Origin of the sequence: Streptomyces sp. VNUA24, assembly GCF_029167005.1 — a bacterium.
Taxonomy (GTDB): Bacteria; Actinomycetota; Actinomycetes; order Streptomycetales; family Streptomycetaceae; genus Streptomyces; species Streptomyces scabiei.
In genome coordinates this window covers 6929801-6948748 of sequence record NZ_CP119143.1, presented here as the reverse complement: position 1 = coordinate 6948748, position 18948 = coordinate 6929801, and the positions used below count along the sequence as shown (strand labels likewise).

The 18948-nt window shown below is 71.7% G+C and carries 14 protein-coding genes; all 14 read right to left on the bottom strand.

Annotation, left to right across the window (positions count from 1 at the left end):
- Positions 1-119 precede the first annotated feature (119 nt).
- Entirely contained in the window at positions 120-401 is a 282-nt protein-coding gene (locus PYR72_RS29690; RefSeq protein ID WP_005486790.1) for an HU family DNA-binding protein, read from the bottom strand.
- A gap of 269 nt (positions 402-670) precedes the next feature.
- The gene (locus PYR72_RS29685; RefSeq protein ID WP_013003191.1) at positions 671-2083 is read right to left on the bottom strand and encodes an NAD-dependent malic enzyme; all 1413 of its coding nucleotides are present in this window, start codon (positions 2081-2083) and stop codon (positions 671-673) included.
- 365 nt (positions 2084-2448) lie between these two features.
- Positions 2449-4746, bottom strand: a complete 2298-nt coding sequence (locus PYR72_RS29680; protein WP_275458123.1) for a UvrD-helicase domain-containing protein — start codon at positions 4744-4746, stop codon at positions 2449-2451.
- A 104-nt stretch (positions 4747-4850) separates the two neighbouring features.
- Positions 4851-5636 (bottom strand): zf-HC2 domain-containing protein, encoded by a 786-nt coding sequence (locus tag PYR72_RS29675; protein WP_275458122.1) that lies wholly within the window; start codon positions 5634-5636, stop codon positions 4851-4853.
- Between the two features lie 29 nt (positions 5637-5665).
- Positions 5666-6241: a sigma-70 family RNA polymerase sigma factor gene (locus PYR72_RS29670; protein WP_013003188.1), complete on the bottom strand. Its 576-nt coding sequence runs from the start codon at positions 6239-6241 to the stop codon at positions 5666-5668.
- A gap of 288 nt (positions 6242-6529) precedes the next feature.
- Positions 6530-7099 carry a CGNR zinc finger domain-containing protein gene (locus PYR72_RS29665; protein ID WP_275458121.1) on the bottom strand — a complete coding sequence of 190 codons (570 nt, stop codon included), beginning with the start codon at positions 7097-7099 and terminating at the stop codon, positions 6530-6532.
- A gap of 781 nt (positions 7100-7880) precedes the next feature.
- Complete coding sequence (locus PYR72_RS29660) at positions 7881-9035, bottom strand: uroporphyrinogen-III synthase (protein WP_275458120.1); 1155 nt, start codon at positions 9033-9035, stop codon at positions 7881-7883.
- 234 nt (positions 9036-9269) lie between these two features.
- Complete coding sequence (locus PYR72_RS29655) at positions 9270-10652, bottom strand: nitrate/nitrite transporter (RefSeq protein WP_275458119.1); 1383 nt, start codon at positions 10650-10652, stop codon at positions 9270-9272.
- 181 nt (positions 10653-10833) lie between these two features.
- A complete protein-coding gene (locus PYR72_RS29650) occupies positions 10834-12207 on the bottom strand; it encodes a serine hydrolase domain-containing protein (protein WP_275458118.1) in 1374 nt (457 codons plus the stop codon).
- Positions 12208-12428: 221 nt separating this feature from the next.
- Entirely contained in the window at positions 12429-12926 is a 498-nt protein-coding gene (locus PYR72_RS29645; protein ID WP_275458117.1) for a helix-turn-helix transcriptional regulator, read from the bottom strand.
- A 157-nt stretch (positions 12927-13083) separates the two neighbouring features.
- Entirely contained in the window at positions 13084-13896 is an 813-nt protein-coding gene (locus tag PYR72_RS29640; protein ID WP_275458116.1) for a hypothetical protein, read from the bottom strand.
- A 164-nt stretch (positions 13897-14060) separates the two neighbouring features.
- Positions 14061-15242 carry an acyltransferase gene (locus PYR72_RS29635; RefSeq protein ID WP_275458115.1) on the bottom strand — a complete coding sequence of 394 codons (1182 nt, stop codon included), beginning with the start codon at positions 15240-15242 and terminating at the stop codon, positions 14061-14063.
- Positions 15239-17581, bottom strand: a complete 2343-nt coding sequence (locus PYR72_RS29630) for a glycosyltransferase (protein WP_275458114.1) — start codon at positions 17579-17581, stop codon at positions 15239-15241. Before PYR72_RS29630 ends, PYR72_RS29635 begins: the two co-directional genes overlap by 4 nt.
- Positions 17581-18459, bottom strand: coding sequence for a hypothetical protein (locus PYR72_RS29625; RefSeq protein WP_275458113.1), 879 nt, complete (start codon positions 18457-18459; stop codon positions 17581-17583). Before PYR72_RS29625 ends, PYR72_RS29630 begins: the two co-directional genes overlap by 1 nt.
- Positions 18460-18948 lie beyond the last annotated feature (489 nt).

Sequence of the window (18948 nt, the reverse complement as noted above, 5' to 3'; positions counted from 1 at the left end):
GGTGGCCGCCCCAACGGCGTTCGGTGCGGCGCCCTGAAGGGGCGCGGGGAACTGCGCGACCAGCCTGAGCGGTCCCGCAGTCGCCCACGACGCCGAGCCCCCACGGCGCTCGGGCAGGGCTACTTGCCCTTGGCCGCTTCCTTGAGCTTGCTGCCCGCGGAGACCTTCACGCTGTAGCCGGCCGGGATCTGGATCGGGTCGCCGGTCTGCGGGTTACGAGCGGTACGAGCGGCACGGTGGGTGCGCTCGAAGGTCAGGAAGCCGGGGATGGTGACCTTCTCGTCGCCCTTGGCGACGATGTCGCCGACGACCTCGGCGAACGCGGCCAGCACGGCGTCGGCGTCCTTGCGGGTCACCTCGGCGCGGTCGGCCAGGGCGGCCACCAGCTCACTGCGGTTCATGTTGTTACTCCCGTGTTCTTCTTGCCGTTGAGGCGGACCCGGGTCCGTCGTCAGACCCTCGCGCCCAGAAACGCATCCTGCACTCACCTGCGGCGGGAAAGCCAATCCAGCACCCCTGGGAGTCACACGAACACCCCTGGGAGTCACATGAACACCCTTGGGAGTCGTGGCAGGCCTGAGCTTGGCCGCCACACTAAAGGGCGGCGCAAGCCCCGCGGCCCCGCGACGCGCCGATGACGCGGGGCGTGGCAACCGTCACAGCGCCGGGCTCAGGCCGACGCCGCCGCCTTCGCGGCCTCGCGGACCGCCCCGGCGACCGCGCCGGCGACCTTGTCGTTGAAGACGCTCGGGATGATGTAGTTCGGGTTCAGCTCGTCCTCGGTGACGACGTTCGCGAGCGCGGTCGCGGCGGCGAGCATCATCTCGGTGTTGACGGTGCGGGACTGCGCGTCGAGCAGACCGCGGAAGACACCCGGGAAGACCAGCACGTTGTTGATCTGGTTCGGGAAGTCCGAGCGGCCGGTGGCCACGACGGCCGCCGTCTGGCGGGCGACGGCGGGGTCGACCTCGGGGTCGGGGTTCGCGAGCGCGAACACGATCGCGTTGTCGGCCATGGCGGCCACGTCGTCGCCGTCGAGGACGTTCGGGGCGGAGACGCCGATGAAGACGTCGGCGTCGCGCACGGCCTCCTTGAGCGTGCCCGTGAGGCCCTCGGGGTTGGTGTTGTCCGCGATCCAGCGCAGCGGGGAGTCGGCGGCGGCGTCGACCAGGTCGGTGCGGTCGCAGTGCACGACACCGTGGATGTCGGCCACGACGGCGTTCTTCACACCGGCGGCGATGAGCAGCTTGAGGATGGCCGTACCGGCCGCGCCGGCGCCGGACATGACGACGCGGATGTCCCCGATCGCCTTGCCCGCGACGCGCAGTGCGTTGGTGAGGGCGGCGAGGACGACGATCGCCGTGCCGTGCTGGTCGTCGTGGAAGACGGGGATGTCGAGGGCCTCGCGCAGCCGGGCCTCGATCTCGAAGCAGCGGGGCGCGGAGATGTCCTCCAGGTTGATGCCCGCGAAGCCGGGGGCGATGGCCTTGACGATCTCGACGATCGCGTCGGTGTCCTGGGTGTCCAGGCACAGCGGCCAGGCGTCGATGCCGGCGAACCGCTTGAAGAGGGCCGCCTTGCCCTCCATGACGGGCAGCGCGGCCTTGGGGCCGATGTTGCCGAGGCCGAGCACGGCGGAGCCGTCCGTCACGACCGCAACGGAGTTGCGCTTGATGGTGAGGCGGCGGGCGTCCTCGGGGTTCTCGGCGATCGCCATGCAGACGCGGGCCACACCGGGGGTGTAGATCATCGAGAGGTCGTCACGGTTGCGGATGGGGTGCTTCGACGCCATCTCGATCTTGCCGCCGAGGTGCATCAGGAACGTACGGTCGGAGACCTTGCCGAGCGTCACGCCCTCGATGTCGCGCAGCTGCTCGACGATCTCGTCGGCGTGCGCGGTGGAGGTCGCGGCGATGGTGACGTCGATACGGAGCTTCTCGTGGCCGGATGCGGTCACGTCGAGGCCCGTCACCGAGCCTCCGTGGGACTCGACGGCTCCGGTGAGCTGGGAGACCGCGGTTCCGCTCGCGGGCACCTCCAGCCGGACCGTCATCGAGTAGGAGACGCTGGGCGCCGTTGCCATGGCCGACTTCCTCTGCTTTCGCGCGTACTTCTGCTACTGCGTTTGCTGCGTTTTGCCGTCCGATCGTCGCACCTACCGCCGGGTAGGCGTTAGCCGTCCGGGGTTGAGAACGTTTTGTTCTCAACGAGAAGAGGTCCACGTCACATGCGACGTGGACCTCTTCGTACGTTCAGTGGCACCGACCCGCCATGCTCGCCTCGCGGCAAGTGGTCGCTCGTAGCGACGAAGGTTGGGCCCGGGGGCTTGGATCGAGCCGGTGCCATCCACAAGGCTAACAGGCGCCTCGGAGTTCGGGGAGTTGGTGATGCGTCGGCGGGTGCGGGTGGTTCGTGGCCGGCCGCGCCCGCGGGCGGCCGGCCGCCCGCTCAGTCGCGCAACAGGTCCGGGACTCCCGCCGCGTCCGGGTCGTCCCGCTCCGCCGACACGACCGTCAGCTGCTGCGTCGCACGGGTGAGTGCGACGTACAGCACACGCAGCCCCGCCGGGGACTCGTCCGCGATCTCCGCCGGGGAGACGACCACCGTGGCGTCGTACTCCAGCCCCTTCGCCTCCAGGCTGCCGAGCGCGACGACGCGGTCGCCGAGGCCGGCCAGCCAGCGGGCGGCCTCGTCACGGCGGTTCATGGCGACGACGACGCCGACCGTGCCGTCGACGAGGTCCAGCAGGCGCGCGGCCTCCGCGCGGACCGTGCGGGCCAGGGTCTCCCGGGCGGCGGTGACGAAGCGCGGCTCGACGCCGGTGGAGCGGACCGCCGAGGGGGACGCGGAGCCCGGCATGGCCAGCGCCAGGACCTTGGCGGCCAGTTCGGCGATCTCGGCCGGGTTGCGGTAGTTGACGGTGAGGGTGAAGCGGCGGCGCGGGCGGCTGCCCAGCGCCTCGTCGCGGGCCTCGGCCGCCTCGTCCGGGTCGGACCAGGAGGACTGGGCGGGGTCCCCGACGACCGTCCAGGTGGCGTGGCGGCCCCGGCGGCCGACCATCCGCCACTGCATCGGGGTCAGGTCCTGGGCCTCGTCGACGATGACGTGCGCGTACTCGGTGCGCTCCTGCGCCAGCCGCTCGGCCCGCTCCCGCTGGGTCTCCTCGCGGACCGGCATCAGCTCCTCCAGCCCCGTGAGCTGGTCCAGGGGGTCGAGGTCGCGCTTCTTCCTGGGGCGGGCCGGTACGCCGAGCACGGCCTGAAGTTCGTCCAGCACGGCGACGTCGTGGACCGACAGGCCCTCGCGCTTCAGGGAGCGGGCGACCCGGCGGACCTCGCCCGGGTTGAGGATGCGCCGGGCCCAGCGGCCGAGGCGGCGCTCGTCGGACATGGCCTCCAGCACGCCGCGCGGGGTCAGTTCGGGCCACCAGGCGTCGAGGAAGGCGATGAAGTCGTCCTCGCTCGTGATGTCCTCGTCGAAGGAGGAGCGCAGCTCGGCGGCCAGCTCCGGGTCGCTGTGCCGGCCCGCGGCGCCCGAGCGGGCCCACAGGGCGTCGAGGAGGAGCTTGCGGGCGCGGGGGCGCAGCAGGTTGACGGGGGCCGTGCCGCCGAGCGCGTTGTGGCGGATGCGGTCCAGGTCGGGGGCCTCCAGCTCGACGCGCCGGCCGAAGGCGACGACCCGGAGGCGGGTGGGCGCGTCGCTCGACTCCAGGGCGCCCCGGGCGGCCTTCCGCAGCACCTTGAGCATGCGGTACGAGCCCTTGGCCCGGGCCACGGCCGGGGAGTCGTAGAGCGTGGCCTCGGCGCCGTCGACGAGTGAGCCGATCGCCCGGATGGCGACCTGTCCCTCCTCGCCGAGGGACGGCAGCACGCCCTCGGTGTAGGCGACCAGCAGCGGGGTCGGGGAGACGATCAGGATGCCGCCCGCGTACCGGCGCCGGTCCTGGTAGAGGAGGTACGCCGCGCGGTGCAGGGCGACGGCGGTCTTGCCGGTGCCGGGGCCGCCCTCGACGTAGGTCACGGAGGCGGCGGGGGCACGGATCACCAGGTCCTGTTCGGCCTGGATGGAGGCGACGATGTCGCGCATGGTGTGGCTGCGGGCCTGCCCGAGGGCGGCCATCAGCGCGCCGTCGCCGATGACGGGCAGGTCACCGCCGTCGAGGCGGGCCTTCAGCTCGGGGCGCATCAGGTCGTCCTCGACGCCGAGCACCTTGCGGCCCTTGGAGCGGATGACCCGGCGGCGGACGACCCGGCCGGGGTCCACCGGGGTGGAGCGGTAGAAGGGGGCGGCGGCCGGGGCGCGCCAGTCGATGACCAGCGGCGCGTACTCCGAGTCCAGGACGCCGATACGGCCGATGTGGAGGGTCTCGGCGATGTCGGCGGTGTTGTCGGGGCGGACGGCGCCCTCGGCCGGTTCGACGGCGGTGTACGCGCCGTCGGGGCCCTTCTTGCCGTCCTTGCCGAGCAGCAGGTCGATACGGCCGAACAGGAAGTCCTCGAACTCGTTGTTCAGCCGGTTCAGGTGGATGCCGGCGCGGAAGACCTGGGCGTCCCGCTCGGCGAGTGCGCCGGGGGTGCCGACCTGGCCGCGCTGGGCCGCGTCGTTCATCAGGAACTCGGCCTCATGGATCTTCTCCTCGAGGCGCCGGTACACCCGGTCCAGATGTTCCTGTTCGACGCCGATCTCCTTCTCACGCACCGAGTCGTGAGCGGAGTCGAGCGTTTCCTGCTGAACCTGAGCGGCCACCCGGGCCCCCTTCTGACGTGCTGGGCAGCCGTCCACCGTACGCGAAAAGGACCCCGTCAGGCTATGTGCCCGACCGGGGTCCTCTCACCACGTGTTCCGACGTGTCATGCCTTGACCGAGACGAGCTTCTTCCCGCTGAAGGTCAGAACCTCGAAGTGGTCGATCTGGTCCGGTGTGAAGGCGGCGCCGCCGTGGACGTAGAGCGGGTTCCTGGCCTGCTCGGTCTGGGCGTTCTTGATGCCGTAGCCCCACTTCGGGACGGACCAGGAGGTGACCGTCTCGCGCTCGCCGTTCTTGCCGACGGCGATGAGCGAGCACTTCTCCGGGCCCTTGACGTTCTTCAGCTCCAGGACCGCGTGCGTGCCCCAGGCCTTGGACTCCATGGCGACCGTGGCGCTGACCTGGGTGGCCGCGTCGGTGCCGGAGACCTTGTCCTTGTCGGCCATCTTGACGAAGGCGTCGTGGGCGGGCTGGCTGGCGGACGGCGGCGTCTCCGAGTCCCCGCCGCCCGTCGTCGCGAACACGGCCGTGGGGCCGCCGACGATCAGGGCTACGCCCGCCGCGAGCATGAAGAAGTTGCGCCGGCTCTTCTTCGCGCGGTGCTGGACGACCTCGCCGACCAGGCGGTCCGCGAGTCCGGTGGTCGGTTTCGCGGACAGCGACTCGCCGATCGCGGGTGTCCCCTGAGCGGCGGGCAGGTCCGCGAGCGCGGCCAGCATCGGTTCCATACCGGCCAGCTCGTCGAGCTGCTGGCCGCACCACTCGCACGTGGCGAGATGGATTTCGAACTGTGTGGCCTCGGCGTCGTCCAGTATCCCGAGGGCGTACGCCCCGACGGTCTCGTGGATGTTGTCGCCGGAACCCTGGGCTCCTTGCACAGATCCGGGCATTCCCGGTCCATACCCCCCGTAGATGTTGCTCATGCCGTCACCCCGCGCTCCTCTAGAGCCAGCTTCATCGACCGCAGGGCGTAGAACACCCGGGAGCGGACGGTGCCACTGGGGATGCCAAGCGTCTCGGCCGCCTCATTGACCGTACGCCCTTTGAAATAGGTCTCGACCAGGACTTCCCTGTGAGCAGGGGTCAGGTCGTCCAGCGCGTCCGACAGTGTCATCAGCCACAACGCCTTGTCGATCTCGTCCTCCGCGGGGATGACCTCCAGCGGCGACGGGTCGACCTCCTGCGGCCGGGCCTGCCGGCTGCGGTGGCCGTCGATGACGATGCGACGTGCGACCGTCACCAGCCAGGGGCGTACCGATCCGGTCGCTCGATTGAGCTGACCGGCGTTCTTCCAGGCCCGGATGAGAGTTTCCTGCACAACGTCCTCGGCACGCTGGCGGTCGCCCGCGACCAGACGCAGCACGTACGCGAGCAAGGGTCCAGCGTGCTCGCGGTACAGCGCGCGCATCAGCTCCTCATCAGGCTCTGAGGGCTGCGATGCGCGATGTCGTGCCCTGTGCGGGCGTTCATCGGCCACAGCGGAATCCTTGCGCACGGCTACCTCCGGTGTCCGGGGGTTCCCCCAGTCGGTCGCTCACATCGGGATACGTAGGTAACCAGTTGTGTGTTCAGAGTTGAGCCACAACTTTCTCGATTAAACGCGGTGCGGGTGGGGCAGCTGGGGGACAAGTGGTCCCATATCCCTGCTTAAACCGGCACGCATGGACGGGAATTGTGAAGACACCCGCGTCGCGATGTGAAAAACAGCACTGCTGCTTCTTTACGGCTACCCGGGGTTTGCCCAACTCTCGGGGTGGGTAACGCGGGTGGCTCTGCGGTCCGGCTACACGCGGGCCAGGGCGGCGGCTCGGCGGCGGTGCCGGGCCACGCGCTCGCGATTGCCGCAGATCTCGCTGGAGCACCAACGGCGGCGGCGGCCGCGGGAGGTGTCGACGTACACGATGGGGCAGTTGTCGCCCGCGCAGCGGCGCAGGGCGGCGCGGGCAGCCGGGTCGGTGAGCAGCTCGACGGTGTCGCGGGCGATCAGGGCGAGCAGGGACGCGCGGTCGGGGGTGTGGTGCAGGGTGCGGGTGAGGGTGCCGTCGTCCGTGCGGACGGCCCGGGGGGCCGGAGTGGGGGCGCACGCCAGGTCGTTGACCCGGGCCAGGGAGAGGTCGGCGGGGTCCCGGTCCGGGCCGGCGGTGACCAACTGCCCGATGTGTCCGCGTAGTTCCCTGAAGTCGACCAGCCAGTGCGGGGTGATGTGGGCGAGGTGGGTGTCCTCGGGGACCAGGCGGGCGGCGGTGATCCAGGTGCGCAGGGCGTCCGGGGTGTCGAGTTGTTCCTCGGGGTGGGTGGTGGCGAGGAGGTCCAGGCAGAGGTGGCCGCAGTCGAAGCGGGGGTCTTGTGCCATGGGGTTGTCACCGCCGTGGGGTTGCCGGCCGGCAGGGGGTGCGCTGCGTTGCGTTGCGCTGCGCTGCGCTGCGTTCGGGAGGTACGTACCCCTTACAGTGCCTGGGCGCACGCCGGGCGGGAACCCTTCGGTGAGCGACCGGTTCCAGTTCGCCCCCGCCGCCCCTACCCTTCCCTCCCCCACTCTCGGCTTCGCTCGAGCGGGAGGTGCCCCCATCAGGGGCTGCGCCCCTTCGACCCCCAACCCGCGGGTCCGGTGGGGGCTGGTCGCGCAGTTCCCCGCGCCCCTGAAAGACCAGGGGCTGCGCCCCTACGACCCCCAACCCGCGAGTCCGGTAGGGGCTGGTCGCGCAGTTCCCCGCGCCCCTGAAAGACCAGGGGCTGCGCCCCTACGACCCCCAACCCGCGGGCCCGGTGGGGGTTCTCGCGCAGTTCCCCGCGCCCCTGAAAGACCAGGGGCTGCGCCCCTACGACCCCCAACCCGCGAGTCCGGTAGGGGCTGGTCGCGCAGTTCCCCGCGCCCCTGAAAGACCAGGGGCTGCGCCCCTACGACCCCCAACCCGCGGGCCCGGTGGGGGTTCTCGCGCAGTTCCCCGCGCCCCTGAAAGACCAGGGGCTGCGCCCCTACGACCCCCAACCCGCGGGCCCGGTGGGGGTTCTCGCGCAGTTCCCCGCGCCCCTGAAAGACCAGGGGCTGCGCCCCTTCGACCCCCAACCCGCGGGCCCGGTGGGGGTTCTCGCGCAGTTCCCCGCGCCCCTGAAAGATCAGGGGCCGAGGCTCCCTACGTGTCGTACTTCGTGTCCGCTGTTGGGTCCAGGGCCAGGCGGTAGCCGCGTTTGACCACTGTTTGGATGAGTTTGGGGGTGCCCAGGGACGTGCGGAGGCGGGCCATGGCCGTTTCCACGGCGTGTTCGTCGCGGCCCGCGCCGGGGAGGGCCTTGAGGAGGTCCGAGCGGGGGACGACCCAGCCCGGACGGCGGCAGAGCGCGCGCAGCAGGGACATGCCGGCCGGGGGGACGGGGCGGAGGTCGCCGTCGACGAGGACCGCGTGGCCCCGGATCTCCACCCGGTGCCCGGCGATGGGCAACGTGCGCGCGCGGCCGGGGAGTTCCTGGCACAGGAGCTGGACGAGGGGGCCGAGGCGGAACCGCTCGGGCTGGACCGTGTCCACGCCGTGGGCCTGCAGGGGCAGTGCCGTCACCGGGCCCACGCAGGCGGGGAGGACGTCGTGACCCAGGGCGTTGAGCAGCTCCGGGAGCAGGCCCCGGTCCTCGGCGCGGGAGAGCAGGGAGGCCGCCGCCGGGGCGCTGGTGAAGGTGAGGGCGTCGAGGCCGCGGCCGATCGCCGCGTCGAGGAGGCGGTCCATGGGGGTGATGTCCTCGGGGGGCATCCAGCGGTACACCGGGACCCCCACGACCTCCGCCCCGGCGGCCCGCAGGGACTCCACGAAGCCGGGGAGGGGTTCGCCGTGGAGCTGGATGGCGAGACGGCGGCCCTCGACGCCGTGCTCCAGCAGCCGGTCGAGCACCTCGGCCATGGATTCGGAGGAGGGGGACCACTCCTCGGTCAGTCCGGCGGCACGGATGGCACCCTTCACCTTCGGTCCGCGCGCCAGGAGTTCGACGCCCCGCAGCCGGTCGAGGAGCGCCTCGCCGAGGCCCCAGCCGTCCGCCGCCTCGATCCAGCCGCGGAAGCCGATCGCGGTGGTCGCCACCACGATGTCGGGGGCCTGGTCGAGCAGGCCCTTGGTCGCGGCGAGCAGTTCGCTGTCGTCGGCGAGCGGCACGATGCGCAGGGCGGGGGCGTGCAGGACCGCGGCTCCGCGGCGCTGGAGCAGTGCCCCCAGCTCGTCGGCCCGGCGGGCGGCCGTGACGCCCACGGTGAAGCCCGCGAGCGGCCCGTGGTCCGTCGGCGCTGTCCGATCCATCCGATCCATCAGAACCGTCCTGTCTGGTCGATCGGCTCGATCTGATCGCTCGGGTCGCTGCTGTTCGTCAAACATGGCTCTCGTCCCGCAGTCGAGTCGTTGCACTCAGTCGAAGCTCTGTTGCGTGCGGGTGCGCCGATCGGCGCACCCGCATGCCGAACGAGCCTGTCAACGGTGCGTGACAGGCTCGGTTCGGGTTGATGTCGCTGGTGTTACGTCACACGTGTCACGCCATGGGTGATGTCACACCTCGGCGTAGCTGAGCTGCGGCTTCGCCTCCGTGGCGGTGGTCTCCGTAGAGGCGTTCGAGGCCGGGCGGCGAAGGTATACGGCCCAGGTCACCGCGAAGCAGAGGCCGTAGAAGGCGAGGAAGGAGACGAAGGCTCCGGTGCCGGAGCCGACCGTGAGGAAGGACTGGCGGAAGGCCAGGTTGATGCCGAGGCCGCCGAGCGCGCCCACCGCTCCGATGATGCCCATGGAGGCACCGGAGAGGCGGCGTCCGTAGGCCGCGGCCTCCTCGCCGTCCAGGCCCTTGGCGAGGGCCTTGGCCTGGAAGATGCCCGGGATCATCTTGAAGGTGGAGCCGTTGCCGAGGCCGCTGAGGACGAACAGCGCGATGAAGGCGCAGGTGAACAGCGGGAGCGACTTCTGCATGGAGGCGATGACGATGATCCCGGTGGCGCCGGCCATGGCGACGTAGTTCCACAGGGTGATCTTGGCGCCGCCGTACTTGTCGGCGAGGGCGCCGCCGACGGGGCGGATCAGCGAGCCGAGCAGGGGGCCGATGAAGGTGACGTAGGCCGACTGCAGCGGCGTACGGCCGAACTGGGTCTGCAGGACCAGGCCGAAGGCGAAGCTGTAGCCGATGAAGGAGCCGAAGGTGCCGATGTAGAGGAACGACATGATCCAGGTGTGGGCGTCCTTGACGGCGTCCTTGGCCGCGCCGGTGTCGTTCTTCAGCGACGCGATGTTGTCCATCTTGATCCAGGCCAGGACGGCGGCGATCACGATGAGCGGGATGTAGATGCCGAGGAGGACGCGGGGACCGCCGGAGGCGCCGATGACGGCGAGACCGATCAGCTGCACGACCGGGACGCCGATGTTGCCGCCGCCCGCGTTGAGGCCCAGGGCCCAGCCCTTCTTCCGCAGCGGGAAGAAGGCGTTGATGTTGGTCATGGAGGAGGCGAAGTTGCCGCCGCCGATACCGGCCAGCATCGCGCAGAGCAGGAACGTGCCGAACGAGGTCCCCGGCTCCATCACGAGGAAGGCTGCGACGGTCGGGATGAGCAGCAGGCTCGCGGAGACGACCGTCCAGTTGCGGCCGCCGAAGAGGGCCACCGCGAAGGTGTACGGGATGCGGACGATCGCGCCGACCAGCGTGGCCATCGAGACGATGAAGAACTTGTCGGCCGGGGTGAGCCCGTACTCGGGGCCCATGAACAGCACCATCACCGACCACACGGTCCAGACGGAGAAGCCGATGTGCTCCGACAGCACCGAGAAGATCAGGTTGCGACGGGCGACCTTCTCGCCGGTCTCGTTCCAGAAGGCCTCGTTCTCGGGATCCCAGTGCTGGATCCAGCGGCCTCCCCTGCTCGATGCGGGGGCAGTGCTCGGGGCTGTCATGACGCCTCCACGTTCTCCGGGCTCAGGTGTTGCGATGCGGGGATGAGGGGTGATGAGTCCCGAAGGTAGGGAGAGCGCGTTTCCTGTTCTGTGGCACCGGGTGACCGGAAGGGAACTTCGCTCTCACGGATGCGCGGACCTGCCGGTGAGGAATCGGTGAGCGGGGCGTCATACCCGGTGGTCATGCCACCTTCGGTGCGGCCCTCATGCCAATGTAGGCGCACCGGGTGCCGTCGCTCAGCGTGGCGAAGACCACAGGCATCCAGTCCTCCGCGAACGAGGAGCCGCCGCCCGCACCGGCGAACACCGTCTCCGACAGGGGGACGAGGTCCATCTCCAGGTCCGGCGAGTAGCCCACCATCCCGTCGACGAAGGCGTACGTGAGGTGCGGTGTGCCGTTCCTCTCGCCGATCGTGATGACGACTCCCTCCCTCTTGTACGTACCGGTCCAGGGCGTGATGTCGACGGCGGGCGGCTCGGCGGCGGGGGCGAACGGCGGGGGCATCGTCACGCCGGCCAGCTCCGCCATCAGCTCGCGCAGCAGATCGGCGTAGAGGAGGCGGGAGGCGCCGCCGTTGGTGAGCAGGGCGACGGCGACCCCCTGCGTCGGCGCGACGCGGAGGAAGGCGTACTGACCGGTCGCGGCGCCGTCGTGCCCGTGGCCCGGGACGCCGTCCCAGTCGTACAGGGTCCAGCCCAGACCCCAGCCGTCGGCGCTGACCGTCCACTTGTCGGGCACGTCGGTCTCGCGTGCCTGCATGGCCGACACGGTCTCGGGGCGCAGGATGCCGGCGCCGCCGTCGAGGTGGGCCTTCGCGTACCGGACCACGTCACCCGCGGTGGCGAGCACCCGCGCGCCCGGGCCTGCCGCGCGCGGCATCATGTCCCAGACGGGGGCCGGGATCTGCGTACCGTCCTCCCCCGCCATGTGCCCCATGGCCACGCGGAACGGCAGCGCCTCCTCCGGCAGGGTCATGGTGTGCGCCAGTCCGAGCGGCGCGAACACCCGCTCCCTGAGCGCCTGGTCCCAGGTCAGCCCGGTCAGCACCTCGACGATCCGGCCGAGCACGACGTACCCGATCCCGCTGTACGACACCGCCGTACCGGGCGGGCAGTCCATCGCCACGCCCTTCGCGGCCTCGACGTACCGGGCGATCGCGTCGTCGCCGCGCCCCGTGTCGATGTGGAAGTCGCAGGTCAGGCCGCTGGTGTGGGAGAGCAGCATGCGGGGGGTGATGACCTCGGTGGCGGCCGGGTCGACGGTCGCGAACTCCGGCAGCACCTTCACCACCGGGACGTCCAGGTCGAGTTCGCCGGACTCCACCAGCTGCATGACGAGGGCGGCCGTGTAGACCTTCGCGATCGAGCCGAGCTGGAAGACGGAGTCGGTCGTCGCCTCGACACCGGTCGCCGTGCTGAGCACACCGCTCGCCAGTTCGTGGATCTCACCCTGGGCGAGGAAGGCGAGCGTCGCGCCGGGTACTCCGTGAGCGGCGCGGAGGGTGTCGAGGCGCTGCTGCCAGTGGGCGAGGTCGAGGGCGGGGCGCTGGGTCATGGCGGGTTCCTTCGGGTGTCGGAGGCGTGATGCCGCCGGCCGGACGAGGGGGGTGGATCTGCCGCCGTACGCTGTGCGGCGACAAGGAACACTGTACGCACTGCGAACAGCGTGCGCAATGCCGTACGGCGTTCCGGTCTGGCCGTGAAAAAGGGCCGTACACGGCAGAAGCCGTGTACGGCCCTCGAAGGGAACGGGCGGTGGCCGAGCGCCGCAGCGGGTCAGGACCCGCCGCTCGGCCCGTCCGGGCCGGTGTCCGCGTCCGTGCCCGTGTGCGGGTCCAGGTCCGGGACGGTGGAGTCGGGGGCCGAGCCGCGTCTGAACTCTTCGGTGATCCGGACGAAGGCCGCCCGCAGGTGCTCCGGGATACCGAGCGCCCTCGCCGCCTGCTCGGCGGAGAGCGGCTGGACAGCGGCGGCCGTGGTGGTCCCGGGCGGCACCGGCGGCCGGGGCAGGTCCTGCTCGGTGAGCTTGCCCGAGCGGATCAGGAGGTCGCGGACCGGGACGCCGAGCGCCCGGGACAGGCCCCGCATCGTCTCCAGGTCCGGCATGCTCCGGCGCTGCAGCAGCCGGGTGATGGCCGCCCGGTGCACCCCCGCGTCCTCGGCGAGCCTGGTCCTGCCGCCGCCGCGCGGGTTGTCGATGTCGTATCCGTGCGCCCGCATCACTCCTTCGATCCAGGCCGCGAACGCGTGGATGTGTTCGGCATCGCTCTTCATGTGTGGACGCTCCCCCGCCTCTCCTTTCCCCTCAGTCGCCGCCGCACCGGCCCCGGGTTGCCGCCGGTCCGGCGCGGCCTCGGGCGTCGTGCCCGGCGACCCGCGGGGGAGGTGCCCGACGGCGTCCACGTCGTCGGGCACCACGTCCTGCCCGTGGTCAGCCCGTCGCCTCGCCGACGTAGCTGAGCGTGTCCGTGCCCCCGCCCTCCCAGGTGATCACCACGTCGTCGCCGGAGCGGCGGACCGTGGCGAAGGTGACGTCGTCGTCGCTGACGTTCTTCGAGGCCATGGGCGTGAGGGCCATACGGAAGTTGTTGTCGTCGCGGTACTTGCCGACGCCGGTCATGATGCCCTTGCCGCCGACCATGTCGATGTAGGACAGCGGGTGCTGGCCCTTGGCCTCACCGGCCGTCTGCTCGGCGCCGATCGTCAGGGTGCGGGCCTCGTCGTCCTGCCACTGGCCCTCGACGCCCTTGGCCGGCGCGGTGGAGGAGCCTCCGTCGTCCAGGCCGCCGTCGGGCGTGCCGGTGGCCTCCTCCGTGGCCTCGTCGGTGGCCTCCTCCGACTCCTCCGGGCTCTCGGACGCCGCCGCCGACGTGCTCCGGCCGGGCCGGGCCGTGTCGGTGTCGTCCCCGCCGCCGGCGAGGAGGAAGACGCCGCCGCCGATCACCGCGAGCGCCGCCACGGCGGCCACGATGATCAGCGCGACCTTGCCGCCACCTCCGGACGGCGGGGGCGGCGGCGGGTAACCCCCGTACTGCGGACCGTAGTTCGGCACCCCCGGCGCGCCCGGCACCCCCGGCGCCCCGTAGGGCGGCTGCCCGCCGCCCCCGTACGGCTGCTGAGGAACCGTCGCGTACGGGTTCGGCGGCTGGCCGGGGGCCTGGCCCGGGGGCGTGTACGGACCGGGGTACGGCTGCTGGGGCTGCGTGCCGTAACCGTCGTACGGCGGGCCGGGAGGCTGAGTCATCGGCGGGTGTCACTCCTTGAGTCGCTTCGGCGAGGCACGACGTGCGTGGAACACCTGCCTCCAGCGAGCCCAACATCCACCACCCGCTCAGTCGCACGCAAGTACGTATCCCGGTTGGTTACCGGGTCAATACATGACCGAGCACACGTAACCGGCCGCCCCTGTCAGGACCTGCTCGCGGCCCTCCCGGCATCCCCACTCCGCGGCCACAACCGCGGCCTGCGCCGGGCCGCGAGATCCTCCGCCCAGCCGAACGCGATCACGCATCCGACGACCAGCAGCCAGGTCAGCGCCAGCACGGGCCAGACGCTCTCCAGCAGCCACGGGGCGTGCTGTTCGAGGAACACCACGTCCCACAGCCGGTCCCACTGGGTCGAGGCGATCATGATGCAGGTGGTGTGCCAGAGGTAGATCGTCACCGCGCGGGAGTTGAGGAAGGTGATCACCCCGTCCCAGCGGCGCAGCCGCGGCGGCCACTGCGACCAGGACGGGCTCAGGTGCAGCAGCAGCGCCACCGCGGCGACGGACCACAGCGACTGGGCGAAGGGCATGTCGTCCAGGTCGTGGCCCTGGCCGTAGTCGCCGCCGAGGGCGAACCAGAGACCGGCGAGGGCGAGTGCCGGGGCCACGGACGGCACGACGTATCTCGGCAGGCGCCTGAGGATGCCCTCGTTGTGGGCCATGCCGAGGAGCCAGCAGGCGCCGAAGGTGGCGAAGTCCGTGAAGCCCGAGGCGAGCCGCTCCCCGGGGACGACCAGCCAGCCCAGTTCCAGCAGCGCCGCCAGGGCGAGCGGCGCGAGGACCGTCACCACCGGCATCCGGCGCAGCGCGCGCAGCAGCACCGGGGAGAGGACGACGTACCAGATGTAGGTGCGCACGTACCAGAGGGGTCCGGCCAGTTCCACGGCCCAGTCGGCGCCGATGAAGCCGTGCACCCCGGGCAGGCCGTCGGCGTACGGCGGCTCGCTGACCGGGAGGATCCAGAACGCAAGGTGGAACCACCACCACAGGGGATGCCAGTACGGGTCGGGCGCCCAGCCCTGGGCCACCATGCCCGTCACGCCGACGACGCCCAGCAGCCACACCGGGGGCAGCAGCCGGCGGAGCCGGCCCCTGACGACCCCCAGGGCGGGACGCTTCAGCGAGCGCGCCATCAGGTTGCCGGCGAGCGCGAACATCACGCCCATGGAGGGGAAGACGAGCGGCAGCCAGCTCCAGCCGGCGAGGTGGTAGAGCACCACGCGGAAGATGGCGAGGGCCCGCAGCAGGTCGAAGTACCGGTCCCGGCCGGAGGCGCGCGGGGCGGCCGGGGTCTGCGGCGCCGAGTCCTGGGTGAGGGTGCTCATCCGACCGGCCTCCGTTCCTCCGACGGCTGCCGCGGCACGGCGGCCGCCTGTTCCGGCGCGCCCGGCAGCCCCACGGCCCCGGTCCGCCGCAGCTTCTGCCAGCGCAGCCGGCCGCCGGTCAGGGCCGTGATCCACGACTGCAGCAGGACGACGTACATGAGCTGGCGGTAGAGGATCTGCTGGAGCGGGAGCGAGATCAGATGGGTCATGCGCTCCTTGTCGAGGCGGAACGCCAGCGCGGCGCACACCACCTGGACCGCGAGGACGCCCAGCCAGGCGGCGATCGTCTTCTGCGTGGGCCCGAAGACCAGCCCGTAGAGCAGGAAGACGTCGATGAGCGGGGCCAGCAGGGGGGCCACGACCATGAAGAGGGAGACCAACGGCAGGCCCACGCGGCCGAAGCGGCCCGAGGGCCCCCGGTCGAAGAGGGAGCCGCGGTGCTTCCAGATCGCCTGCATCGTGCCGTACGACCAGCGGTAGCGCTGCGACCACAACTGCTGGACGGATTCGGGGGCCTCGGTCCAGGCACGCGCGTTCTCGGCGTACACGACGTGCCAGCCGTCGCGGTGCATGGCCATGGTGATGTCGGTGTCCTCGGCGAGGGTGTCCTCGCTCATGCCGCCGACGCGTTCGAGGGCCGTGCGCCGGAACGCACCGACCGCGCCGGGGATCGTCGGCATGCAGCGCAGGACGTCGTACATCCGGCGGTCGAGGTTGAAGCCCATCACGTACTCGATGTGCTGCCAGGCGCCGATCATGGTGTCGCGGTTGCCGACCTTGGCGTTGCCCGCGACCGCGCCGACCCTCGGGTCGGCGAACGGCTGGACCAGCTCACGGACGGTGGACGGCTCGAAGACCGTGTCGCCGTCCATCATCACGATGATCTCGTGCCGGGCGTTGGCGATGCCCCGGTTGAGGGCGGCCGGCTTGCCCGCGTTGAGCTGCCGCACGACTCGGACGCCCGGCAGGTCCTTGCCCAGTTCCTCGACGATGCCGGCCGTGCCGTCGCTGGAGCCGTCGTCGATGACCAGCACCTCGATGGGGTGGTCGCTCGCCACCAGCGAACGGACCGTCTTCTCGATGCACTTGGCCTCGTTGTACGCCGGGACGAGCACCGACACCGGTTCCGTCACGGGTCCGTCCGGACCCCAGCGGAAGCCGCGGCGCCTGACCTTGCGGGCGTGCGCGACCGACAGGATCAGCATCAGGCCGAAGCGGGCGAGGACGAGGACGCCGACGACCGCGAGGGCGACCACGAGGACGCCGGTCGTCCGCTCCGAGACCTGCACCAGCGTCACCCAGACCTTGCCCTTGACCAGGCCGAGGCCGGTGACCGGGGTGTGTGCGCTGGGGGCGTCCAGGGCGCCGGTGAGGGTGTCGAACGTGTAGCCCTCGGCCTGGAGTCCGCTGATGTAGCGGTCCAGCGCGGCGACGGTCTGCGAACGGTCGCCGCCGGCGTCGTGCATCAGCACGATGTGCCCGTCACCCCGGCGCTCGGGCGTGGCCCGGCGGATGATCTCGTCGACGCCGGGCCGGGCCCAGTCCTGGCTGTCGGTGTCGCTGACGACGGTGATGTAGCCGCGGCTGCCGATGTACTCGGTGACCGGCCAGGTCCGGTTGTCCATCCGGTCCGAGAAGGAGGAGTACGGCGGCCGGAACAGCGAGGTGCGGATGCCCGCGGCGCCCGCGAGCGCGAGCTGGTTCTGGGACAGCTCCCAGTCGATGCGGTCCTTGCTCTGGAGCGACAGGTCGGGGTGGTTGAAGGTGTGCAGGCCGATCTCGTGGCCCTCGTCGACCATCCGCCGCACCAGGTCGGGGTAGCGCGAGGCCATCGTGCCGGTGATGAAGAAGACGGCCTTGGCGTCGTGCTTCCTCAGCATGTCGAGGACCTTGGGGGTCCATGTGGGGTCGGGTCCGTCGTCGAAGGTCAGGACCAGCTCGTGATCGGGGATGTCGAGGCTGGTCCGGCGGCCCGAACGGGTGTCGATCACGGGCCCGCCCTTGAGTATCTCCTTCGGGACCCGGTCGTTCGCCACGGGCGGCCCGACCCGGTGGTCCGCGAGGATCTCGCTGTGCACGTACCCGCGCAGCATCAGCATGGCCATCAGGGCGAGGAGGAGGACGCAGGGCAGCAGATAGCGCAGCGGCACGCGGCGCCCGGAACGCTTGCGCACCCGCTTGCGCGGGCTCCTGCCGGGGCTCGGGCCGTCGGCCGTGTCGCCGGCCGGGGCGTCGGCCGCGCCGCCCTCGGGGGCCTGCGGTGCTCGTGCCCGCGGTGCGCGGGTACGGCCTTGGGCGGCGGCACGTGAGGACGTGCCGCCGCGCTGGGAGCGGGTCATCAGGCGGGGATCTCCGGGTTCTGCGGGTCCTGCGGGCTCGCCGGCTCCTGCGGGCTCGGCGAGTCCTGCGGTGCCGACGGGGCGGGCTCGACGGGCGCCGGGGACGCCGGTCCCTCGGCGACGGTGTCCGTGCCGGAGCCCGGACCCGGGTCGGGCGTGCCGGTCTCGGAGGGCGAGGGCGAGGCCGGGGGCGGCTCCGCGGGGCTGGGGTCGACCTTCGGCGGCTCGGGCGCGGGGGCGGACGGCTCGGGGTCCTCGGCGCCGCCGCTCGGCTTCGGCTGCGGCTTCGGTGTGGCCTTGGCGCTGGGCCCGGCCGACGGCTCGGCACTGCCGGACTTCGCCGGCTGCTTGGCCTTGCCGGACGCACCGGCCGGGGACTTGGCGCCGGGCGAGGACGTCGCTCCCGTACGGCCGCCGCCCGGGCCCGCGTCCGGTGCGAAGCCCTCGGCCTCGTCGGACCGGTCGTCCGACTCGGCCGGCAGCGGGGGTGTGTCCACCTTGCCCGCCGGCTTGTCGTCCTTCTGCATCGGCACCGGCAGCCAGGGCGCGTCCGAGTTGCCCGACACCAGGGTGCCGACGATGACCACGGCGTACGCCGCGCACGCGGTGCCGACGGCGATGCCCAGCCGCCGGTAGAGGTTCCTGCGGCGGCCCGACTCGTCCACGAAGACGGGGCCGTCGGAGTCCTGGCCGGCGCCCGCCGCGTCCGCGGACCGGCCGGCGTGCCGGCCCTGGCCCTCGTCCACTTCGCGTCCCACGCCGTCGAGTTGCACGGTCACCTCGTGCGGATCGTGGTTGCGGCCGGGCCTGCCGGGCTGCTCCCAGGGAGCCGGGTCGACACCCGGCACGGCCCCGGGGGCGGCAGGCTGCCGGAGCACTCCGAGACCCGCGGACCCGGAGGTCCCCGTCCGTCCGGAGACTCCGCCTCCGTGGTCCCGCTCCGTCCGGGACACGCTGCCCGTTCTGTCGGCGGCCTCGGGCCAGACCACCTCGCCGGAGCCATTACCTCCACGGCCGGGACCGGAGCCTTCGTTTTCGCCCTCGGTCCGCTTCGGCTGAATGCCGTTGGGCCAGTTGTCGACGTGCACGCACTTCCCCCCACGGGATCGTTCCGGGCGCGTGTTCGATGCCGGGCTGTCGCACTTCCTGTACCGGACCGGGCCCCCACCCGCTCCGGGGCGCCCCACCCATCACACGCACCCTGGCCAACGAATGTATGGGTGGGAAAGATGTGTATGTGTGTGCTGTCAGGCGAAGGTCATCATGATGAGTGCATCTGTGGGCGGAATCCCCCCGTCCGCCAGGTCTGCCCCTCATAATTCCGCCGCCCCGCCCCGCCCCGTCCGCGGCCCCCGCCGAGCCCTCGC